Here is a 9954-nt window from a genome sequence, read left to right as displayed (position 1 = left end):
CATCGAAGCAATCAACGCCACCGAAGCAGCGCCAACCACAAACTTCTTCTTCAAATTCATCTTCAAAAAAACCCTTCTTCTGGGTAATAAAGGGTGGAATTTTTTAAACCACCCAGGTGATCCAGGACGGAAGCACCCGGGAAAAGTTTACACCACCCAAGTGTTCTGTCAATAATGCGAGAGGCCTTGAGTCGCGTTTTTACGCCACTTTCTAGCCTCACGCTTCCGGGATTTCCCGGAACCAAGGAATCTGTCACGCCTCGCGGCTATCAGCCTAAAGGTGGGCAGAAACCTTGCTAACACCCTGTATATGTAAAGGCTTGGAGCAATCTTACACGAAACCTCGGAAATCGAGTGTGATTTAGGTCACACTTGTGGGTTCAGAGCAGGGCTACCCGACACGAACGACCGATTTCACCGCCCTCGCGACCTGACTCCCGGACCGCAAATTGCCTTTACCTGCGGCTTTGGTGAAACCCACGCGGGCATTCACCCGAATTTCCCAGCGAAATCGGTCATTCGTGCACCTACCTCGATGACCATGGCTCACAATCCCCGGAGAACCGCCCGGGCGACCCAACGTGTAAAACAGTTTTACACGTCAGAAAAACGTGTAAAGAAATTCGGAAATTCTTTACACGTTGTCTCAAACGCGCTGGCAGTCCCCCAGACCTACACGCACGCTACAGCGGTCCACCGCTATCGCTCATACTTCAACACAAAGTCCCAATTTTATTGACGAATCTGACACTTTGATATACCCTAATTTCATAGCTCCCCGTCGTCTTCGGACTGGCGGGGTTTACTCTTATCGCAGGGGAATCAGATGAAATCTATGGCCGTGGTAATTGACTACCAGAACGTCCACATGACGGCCGCTGATGTTTTTCTTCCCAATAGTCCAAAAGAGGACGCGCTGATTTCACCTTTGAAATTTGGACAACGACTCGCTGCGGTCAAAAACGCTTCACTGCAAGATCCTAATGATTATGTCAGACTAGCGCGTGTAGACGTGTTTCGTGGTCTGCCCCTACGGGAAGATCCCAGCGAGGGCTATCGGCGCAACCAGGCACAAAAATATTACTGGGAGCAAGAGAGTAACGGAATCGTTCAAGTGACCTTAAGGCCACTGAAATACAAGAATGAGTACATTGACGGTAAGAAGCGGCCAATATGGAGTTCAGCACAAGAAAAAGGTGTAGACGTGCTGTGCGCTCTCACGCTTTGCCGACTGGCACGAAGCGGCAACTACGATGTGGTCGTGCTCGCTTCACGAGATACAGACCTAGCTCCGGCGGTTGACGAAGCTTACTCTTATGGGATGGCAAAGATAGAAACCGTCAAATGGTTTTCACCTACAGTCAAATGGACACAGGGGTCAATCCGCACCGAACACCGGATTTGGACCACCTCTATGAATGAAGATGACTTCCGGGCTTCCCTCGATACACGGACGTACCAATAACCACACCGCTCATTGGTGTGCACGGAGTTTCGCGCCGCAACGCCCTTGTGAAACGAAAGCCTAGAGCGGGCGGGCAGTATTCAAACCACGATGGACGCCGCGAACCCCCTACCGCGGGCGATACGGGTTATCCTCGGCGGGGCGCAGAATCACGACACCGAGCGGGGGAATCCGCAAAGACACCGAACAGGGCCGGTTGTTCCACGGAATCTCTTCGGCCGTGACCTGGCCTAGGTTGCCCACGCCGGAACCGCCGTAAACTTCGGCGTCCGTGTTCAGTATCTCGTCCCACTTGCCGGCAAACGGCAGGCCGACCCGGAACGGATCGTGGGGGTTGCCGCTAAAGTTTGCCACCACCGCCAGCAGGTGGCCCGAATCAATCCCCGAAGGATCCGATTCCGCCACGGAGCGGCGCAGATAGGTAATCAAATTGTGGTCGGCATCGCTGGGCTCAATCCACTCAAACCCGCGATAATCATCACACCACAGCGCCGGGTTGGACACATACAGGTGGTTCAAGTCGGTGACCAGCTGGCGAATCCCCTGATGCTCGGGAATGTCCAGGTGCCACCAATCCAGGGACGCCCCCGAATTCCATTCCGCGCCCTGGCCAAACTCGGAGCCCATGAAAATGAGCTGCTTGCCCGGATGCGTCCACTGGTAAGCAAACAGCAGGCGCAATCCCGCCAGCTGGCGCCAGTAATCGCCGGGCATCTTGGACAGCAACGAGCCTTTGCCGTGCACGACCTCATCGTGGGACAGCGGCAGGACAAAGTTCTCTGAAAAGGCGTAGACCAGGCTAAACGTCAGCTCGTTGTGGTGCCACTTGCGGTTGACCGGATCCTCCGCCAAGTAGCGCAGGGTGTCGTTCATCCAGCCCATGTTCCACTTGAACCCGAATCCCAGGCCGCCTTCGGAAGTCGGCTGGGTCACGCCGGGCCACGCGGTCGATTCCTCGGCAATCATGACCGTGCCGGGGCAGACCCGGTAGCAGGTCGCGGTCACTTCTTGCAGCAGGGCGATGGCCTCGAGGTTTTCCCGCCCACCGTACTGGTTCGGGTGCCACTGGCCCTCTTTGCGGGAATAATCCAGGTACAGCATCGACGCCACCGCATCCACCCGCAGGCCGTCGATGTGGAAGTCCTCCATCCAGTACAGAGCGTTAGCGACCAGGAAGTTCTTGACTTCGCGCCGGCCGTAGTTGAACACCAGCGTCCCCCAGTCCGGGTGCTCGCCGCGCTGCGGATCGGGGTCCTCGTACAGGGCCGTGCCGTCGAACCCGGCCAGCGCCCAGTCGTCCTTCGGGAAGTGCGCCGGAACCCAGTCCAAGATGACGCCAATCCCGTTTTGGTGCAGCACGTCCACCAGGTAGCGGAAGTCGTCAGGCGTGCCGTAGCGCGCGGTCGGAGCGAAGTATGACGTGCACTGATACCCCCAGGATGGACCAAAGGGGTGTTCCGCCACCGGCATGAACTCCACGTGGGTGAAACCCATTTCCTTGACGTAAGGCACCAGGTGTTCGGCCAGGTCACGGTAGCCGTAGCCTTCTTTCCATGAACCAATATGGCATTCGTAGATACTCATCGGCTGGGCGTGAATCGGGTGGTCCTCCACGTTCGCGGCACGCCGCTCCATCCATTCGTCATCGTTCCAAGTGTGGAATTTGTCGGTGACGACCGAGGCGGTAGCAGGCGGAATCTCGGTAGCGCGAGCCATCGGGTCGGCCTTTTGCCGCCAGTTCCCGTCCGGGCCTTTGATGTCGTACTTGTAGCGCGCCCCAATCTCGACACCGGGAATGAACAGCTCCCATACGCCGGACGCGCCGAGGCTGCGCATCGCGCACCCCGACCCGTCCCAAAAGTTGAAGTCCCCCACGACCTTCACCGCTTGTGCGTTCGGCGCCCACACCGCGAACGCCACGCCCTTTACGACCCCGAGCGGACCCTCGTACTCCTTAATATGCGCACCCAAAACGTCCCACAGGCGCTCGTGACGGCCTTCGGAGATGAGGTAGGTGTCCATTTCGCCCAAGGTCGGCAGGAAACGATAAGGGTCGTCCCCCAAGACTTCCTGGTCGCCGTAGGTCACTTTCACACGGTAGTCCTCGACTTCGGCGTGCGGAATGACGGCCACCCACACCCCGTCCTGTTCGTGTTCAGCAGGGAATTCGCCGTGTTCGGTGACGATGGTGACGCTTTGCGCCATGTGGCGCACGGTGCGGATGGTGACGTCCTCACCGTCCGAGTGCGGTCCCAGCACCGAGTGCGGGGAGTAGTAATTCGCGTAGGCGACCTGGTTCAAAAGTTCCGGGGAAACGGTGATTTTAGCCATGGGGTAATTCTTTCATATTTTGCTAGGCGATGTTTGGGTTCAGTTATGCAATCGCTACCTACCGCGACTCGCGGCGACGCTAGGGCACGTGGTGGGGTCCTGCACTATTTTTCTAGGCAACAAGTTGCCAAGAAAAATGTACGTGCACCCACAGTGTGCCTACGCGCTCGCCGCCTGAGTCTCGGATAAGCGAAGGATCAAAGAAGAGGCACGACTCAACCGGTTCAGTCGGGAATAGGGCTGAAGCTGAGAATATGTCCGGGTCCGGTATAGGGATTGAGCTGGACAAAATTATCCCGCCCCCAGGTATATTCCCCGCCGGTCAGTTCATCGTGCACCACAAACAGGCGCTGCCCCTCGCCGGGCGCGGCCAGCTCCGGGAACTCCTCCGGGCTCAACCCGAGTGACGGCAAATCCAGGTGCACCCAGCCGGTTTGGGTGTTGTGCGGGTCGAGGTTCACGATGACCAGCACCGTGTCCGCCCGGCCGGTCGGGGAATGCGCGGCATCAATATGCTTGGAAAAAGCGATGATGGCATCGTTTTCAACAGCGTGGAACTTGATGTTGCGCAGCTGCAGCAGCGCCGGGTGAGCGGACCGGGCCGCGTTCAGGGTGCGCAGCAGGGAGGCGATGCCGTACTTGTCGCGCGCCGCCCAGTCATAGACTTTCACCTCGTACTTCGGGTTGTCGATGACTTCCTCCACGCCGGGACGCTGCACGTGTTCGCAAAACTCGTAGCTGCCCCCGAGGATTCCCCAGGTCGGAGCGGCCGTGGCCGCCAGCAGGGCGCGGGCTTTGAACGCCCCTACCCCGGCGGTCATGTAGTCGGTCAAAATGTCCGGGGTCATGGGGAACAGCGCCGGGCGCAACACGTGGGCCGTTTCATAAGCGAGTTCCTCAAAGTATTCGGTCAGCTCGGTCTTGGAGTTGCGCCACGTAAAGTACGTGTAAGACAGGTGGAACCCCGCTTTTGCCAGCCCGCGCATCATCGCCGGAGCGGTAAACGCCTCGGAGAGCATCACCACTTCGGGATGAGTTTGGTGCAGGTCAGCCGCCAAGCGCTGCCAGAAACGCACCGGCTTCGTGTGCGGGTTATCCATGCGGAAAATCGTGACCCCGTGGTCAATCCAAAACTCGATCACCCGCCGGATTTCGGCATACAGCCCGTCCGGGTCGTGGTCAAAGTTCAGGGGATAAATGTCCTGGTATTTCTTTGGCGGGTTCTCGGCGTAGGCAATCGAGCCATCAGCCCGGGCCGAGAACCACTCGGGGTGAGCCTTTACCCACGGGTGGTCCGGGGAACACTGCAGCGCAAAGTCCAGCGCAATCTCCAGGTGGTTGCGTTTCGCCGCCGCCGCAAACTCGTCAAACGCTTCAATCCCGCCCAAAGCCGGGTCAACCGCGTCATGTCCGCCGTCCTCGTTACCAATCGCCCAAGGCGAGCCGGGATCGTTTGGTCCGGCCTCAAGCGCGTTGTTGCGCCCTTTGCGGAAAGCATGCCCAATCGGGTGGACGGGAGTGAGGTAGATGACGTCGAAACCGTCAGCGGCAATCTCGGGCAGAATCTCCGCGGCCGTACGCAAAGTCCCCGGCACAATCTGGCCGTCCGAACCGTAATAGGACCCGATGGAACGCGGGAAGATTTCGTACCACGCTCCTGCCACCGAACGCGCCCGGTCGACCCGCAGCGGGCACAGCCGAGTGCGCGTCACCAAATCCCGCAGCGGATTTTCCGCCAAAATGTTCGCGACCAGCTCATTCGTGGCGGCCGACAGACGCACCTGGGGACGGCGCTTTTTCTCACGCAAGCCCGCAATCGCACCCTGTAGCACCGCCGCGTCAGCCGCGGGCAGCGGGGCGGCGGGAGTGGCCGTGTCCCGAGCCGAACCGGAGGCCGGTTTCGCCTGGCCGGCAATCGCGCGTTCCAGCAGGCGGGCGCCTTCCTCGAGGGTCAGCTCCACGTCAATGCCCGCCGGGATTTTTACCTTGGCGTCATTCACCCACGTCCCATAAGGGTCAATCCAAGACTCGACCGCGAAGGCGTAACGTCCTACGGTGCCGGGTTGGAGCCAGGCTTCAAACTGGTTTTCACCAGCGCCGATTTCATACATCCGGGCGCGGTCCACGACTTCCCAAGCGGCCGGGTCCTCCGGGTCAGGAGCGCCCGCGGGACTGCCGGCCGGAGCGTAGAGGTCATAGCCCTTTTCGCCGCGGTGTTTCGGGTCGGTGGGACGCAGCAGCACCGCGTCCGCGCCGAAGTAGGAATGCCCATCCACAAACACGGTGGCGTGGACCGGGAACAGCTCACCGACCGCGGCTTTTGCCGGGAACAGCCCGTCCTCTACGGTGGGACGCAGCTCGGTGACGCTGATACGGTTCAGTTCCGCGTCCGCAGGCAGGTGGTAGAGGTTTGGGAGGGTTGCCGGGGTTGCCGGGGTTTTGGCTGCGGCGGCTGGGGTTTCGGGGGTTTTAGCGGCCGCCGCGGGAGCCGGTTTCTTCGTTGATTTAGCGGCGCTTCCCGATGATTTTGCCGCCGATTTTGCACCAGAAGTCCGGGTCTTGCGGGCAGCAGTCGGCTTACTCGGCTTGTCAGCCGGGGGCTTCGCCGCCGGCTTCGTAGCCGGACGAGTGTTAGCAGTGGAATGACGCCCGGGTTTCTTGGCGTCGGAATTGCCCGTAGAGTTCGTCGTTTCGCTCACGTCTAAATCTTAAAGCATAACCACAGAATTTATATTCGTTGAATGTGGGGCATTTACAGCTTTAGTAAAGCCCGAGGTAGCACTCGGGCCCAACCAACGAACCGACACCCAGAGAGAGCGAAACACCAGGGAAAACCCGACACAACGCACTTGTGAACCCCGCGAAAAACCGCCCCACCGGCCTCGTGCGCTAACCGAAAACCCGGCGCAGAAACCTGACCCACAGGGCTTGTGAACCAATAGAAAAGTCGGCGAAACGCGCTTGTGAACCCCGCGAAAAACCGCCCCACCGGCCTTGTGCGCTAACCGAAAACCCGGCGCACCGCCCTTGTGACCCTAAGCAGTGACCCCCAAGAAGTGACCGACCCCGCCGGTGATAATCATCGCCAGGGCGCCCCCGACCATGACCCGGATGACCGCGAGGAGCCGCGGGGCCTCGCCGCGCCACGCCGAAAGCCAGCCGACCAGCGCTAACGCGACCATCACCATCACGAATGTGGCTTGGATTTTCCACGGGCCGCTGAACAGCAGAATCGCCAGCAGCGGCACCAGCGCGCCGACCGTGAAGGAAACTGCCGAGGAAAACGCCGCCGCCCAGGGCGAAGTGAACTCCTCGGAACTCAGGCCGTAATGGGCCTGGACGTGGGCCTCGACCGGATCGTGGGCGGAGTATTCCTGGGCGACCAGGGTCGCGGTCGCGCGGGTCAGGCCTTTTTCGATGTAGTTTTCCACCAGGCCCTGAAATTCTTTGTCCGGGTCCTCAGCGATCAGGCGGCGCTCCTTTGCCACCACCGCTTTTTCCGTGTCGCGCTGGGTGGACACCGAGACATATTCGCCCGCCGCCATCGACAGCGCCCCCGCGACCACAGCCGCGATGCCGGCGGTCGCGATGGCGGTCGTGTTTTCCGGGTTCGCTGCCGCCACGCCCACAACCACGCCCGCGGTCGAAACAATGCCGTCATTTGCGCCTAACACGGCAGCTCGAAGCCAGTTGAGGCGCGAGGAAGTCGCCGCCGATTTGTCGTGTTTTGCGTCTGGTTCGTTCGGGTTATCAACCGGGTTTTCGATTGGGTCTTGGCCCGGGTTTTGGCTCGACTGTTCGCTCAAGGTGCGTCGCCTCCGTTGTCCCGTTCGGTGCTGAGTTTACTGTTTCAAGTTACGGGGTTTTCGGCTATATTTCAACGAATCTAAGGCTTGCCTTGGTTAGGCGCGGCTACGTCTAGGAGGGTTCGAGGGGACGCGCCGAGGGCTACGGGGAACACCGGGCGGGGCGACCTCGGGCGGAGCGGACGAGGCCGGCTACACCGGTCAGGCGCGGCGGCGAACCCGGGCAGGCGCGGCGGCGAACCCGGTCAGGCGCGGCGGCGAACCCAACCAAAGCACCTCACTTGTGACAAATGTCGCGGCTCTGGGGCGCAGACGCGCAAACCCCAATTGTCACAGCCAGCGCCGGGGTCGGTTTTAAGCGCTGGGCGATTTTTCCCCGCTTGGATTTGATACAGTCCAGACTTAACAGGTTAAATATCAGCATACGGCCATTGTTGGCCCCCGCTCGGATTTAGGAAAGATGAGGCATCACCATGAAAGCTCCCGAAGAACTGCACGATATTCCCGCTGGTCAGGGCAGCGAGCCTGGTGCGGGCGGTTTCGCTGGAGGCGCAGGTGCGAGCGGGGCGGCTGCCGCGCAAACTATTCCGGGGCCGCTGGTGCGCGACGTCACTGACGACACGTTTGCCCAGCTCCTGGAGATTTCCCAGACTGTCCCGTTCATTTTGGACATGTGGGCGCCCTGGTGCGGCCCCTGCCGCCAACTCGGTCCTGTCCTGGAAAAGGCAGTAGCGAAGGCGGGCGGGCGAGTGGCTTTAGCAAAGGTCAACATAGACGAAAACCCCGCCATCGGCCAAGCGTTTCGAGTCCAAAGCATTCCCGCCGTGTTCTTGCTGATGAACGGGCAACCCGCGCCTTTGTTCAACGGCGCGCTGCCCGCTTCGGCTGTGCAGGAGGTCATCAGCAAGGTTATCGAGTTAGCTGAGCAGGAAGGCGTGACGGGTCGCGTGCAGACCGATGAGGCCGGGGCTGCTGGGGCTGCTGACGGGGCAGCCGGTGCGGCCGGTACGCCTGCCCCAGACGCACCGCCCGCGGTAGCCGAGGAAATCGAAACCGCGCTGAAACTTCAGGCCAAGGGCGAATACGACCAGGCCATCGAGACTTTGGAGAACTACCTCAAAGCCAACCCCGGCGAATCCAGCAAAGTGGAGCCGCTGCTGGCGAAAGTTCGGTTGCAGGCTCGCTCAGCAGTTGCGGAACCTGCCGGTGACCAGGCTGGACAGGGCGCTCAGGCTGCGACCGGCGAGATAGCAGCGCAGCTCGAGGCCGCTGATGCCCAGATGAATGCGGGAGATGCCGCCGGGGCGATGTCTCGGCTGCTGGGGGTCGTATCGGAAACCAGCGGCGAGGACCGCGATGCGGCCCGGGCGCGTTTAGTGGAATATTTCTCGATTTTGGGCGATGATCCGCTGGTTCCGGCGATGCGCTCGAAGCTGGCTACTTTGCTTTATTAGCCTTCTTTGACACAGATTTCGCGGCCGATTTTCGCGGGGCTCGGTTCGCGGGTTTAGCGGTCGACTTAGCGGCGGGTTTCCCAGTGGGTTTCTGGGAGTGCGCCGGACGCCCCGCTGAACCGGTTGCAGACCCGCTAGCTGCAGAGATGGCATTCGTGACCTCAGCCGACATAGTGCGCAGGCCGCGGGAAAGCGCGCCCGCATCATCAAAACCGGCCGCCAAGGTGAGCGTCCCCTCTACCCCGGACAGAGTGCGTTCGGACAGAGAGGCTGCCAAGCCGCGATCCACTCCCAGGCTGAGCAGGGCTTTCGTCAGTGCCGCGCGCCACGTGTTGAAATGCTCCTGCACCTCGGGGGCAAAGTCGCGGGCCGCGGCATCATGAACCAGCTTGCCCCAGATGCTCTGTTTCTCGCCGTGGTCAAAAAACGTCAGGATTCCGGCGAACATCCCGGCGATGTCACCCGATTCCAGCGGCACGACCACGGCGGCTTGGAAGTCGTGTTCCACGGCCGCCAGGACTTCGCGCATCATCTGAGCTTTACCATCGGGAAAGAGGTGGTACAGTGAGCCGCGCCCCAATCCGGTCGTCGCCGAAATCTCGGCCATGCCAGCGCCGGTGTAGCCCCGGGCCTGAAACAGTTCCGCCAGTTTCCCTACTATTTCCACGCGATTTGGTTTCCCCACCGCCGGTCCTTTCCGCGAATCAATCCTCTAACTGACAGTATGGCGAATTTTTGACCGTTCGTTCCATTGCCGCGCCGACTGGCGCGGTTTTCGCGAAAAATCCCGCACCTGCCCGCAATTCCCCGGAACCTGAGCGTTAATCCTATTAATTTGGCTCCCCGGGCGCTTTTTGTCTTACACCGACCCCTTCAAAAAGTTTTTTTTTTTCTCTTG

The 9954-nt window shown here is 60.3% G+C and carries 6 protein-coding genes; 2 read left to right on the top strand and 4 right to left on the bottom strand.

Translation table 11 applies throughout. The annotated features are described in order from the left end of the window. Positions 1-826 precede the first annotated feature (826 nt). Positions 827-1465 (top strand): NYN domain-containing protein, encoded by a 639-nt coding sequence (locus AC5LBQ_RS08840; protein WP_493265248.1) that lies wholly within the window; start codon positions 827-829, stop codon positions 1463-1465. 108 nt (positions 1466-1573) lie between these two features. On the opposite strand, the gene glgB is transcribed toward AC5LBQ_RS08840, so the two are convergent. The 3 genes from glgB to AC5LBQ_RS08825 all read right to left on the bottom strand — a co-directional run bounded on the left by glgB (position 1574) and on the right by AC5LBQ_RS08825 (position 7602). Continuing rightward, positions 1574-3796: a 1,4-alpha-glucan branching protein GlgB gene (glgB, locus tag AC5LBQ_RS08835; protein WP_493265247.1), complete on the bottom strand. Its 2223-nt coding sequence runs from the start codon at positions 3794-3796 to the stop codon at positions 1574-1576. 224 nt (positions 3797-4020) lie between these two features. Continuing rightward, the gene (locus AC5LBQ_RS08830) at positions 4021-6495 is read right to left on the bottom strand and encodes a maltotransferase domain-containing protein (protein WP_493265246.1); all 2475 of its coding nucleotides are present in this window, start codon (positions 6493-6495) and stop codon (positions 4021-4023) included. Between the two features lie 336 nt (positions 6496-6831). Beyond that, positions 6832-7602 (bottom strand): VIT1/CCC1 transporter family protein, encoded by a 771-nt coding sequence (locus AC5LBQ_RS08825; RefSeq protein ID WP_493265245.1) that lies wholly within the window; start codon positions 7600-7602, stop codon positions 6832-6834. 473 nt (positions 7603-8075) lie between these two features. Here AC5LBQ_RS08825 and AC5LBQ_RS08820 point away from each other — a divergent pair, with 473 nt between their 5' ends. Beyond that, complete coding sequence (locus AC5LBQ_RS08820; protein ID WP_493265244.1) at positions 8076-9056, top strand: tetratricopeptide repeat protein; 981 nt, start codon at positions 8076-8078, stop codon at positions 9054-9056. On the opposite strand, the gene AC5LBQ_RS08815 is transcribed toward AC5LBQ_RS08820, so the two are convergent. Continuing rightward, on the bottom strand, positions 9040-9741 hold the full coding sequence (locus tag AC5LBQ_RS08815) for a TetR/AcrR family transcriptional regulator (protein ID WP_493265243.1): 702 nt from the start codon (positions 9739-9741) through the stop codon (positions 9040-9042). The two genes, AC5LBQ_RS08820 and AC5LBQ_RS08815, sit on opposite strands and share 17 nt — an antisense overlap. Between the last annotated feature and the right edge of the window lie 213 nt (positions 9742-9954).

The sequence above is a fragment of the Mobiluncus sp. genome (assembly GCF_985070215.1).
The sequence above is the reverse complement of the archived record's forward strand: the minus strand, read 5'-3'. Positions and strand labels throughout refer to the sequence as shown.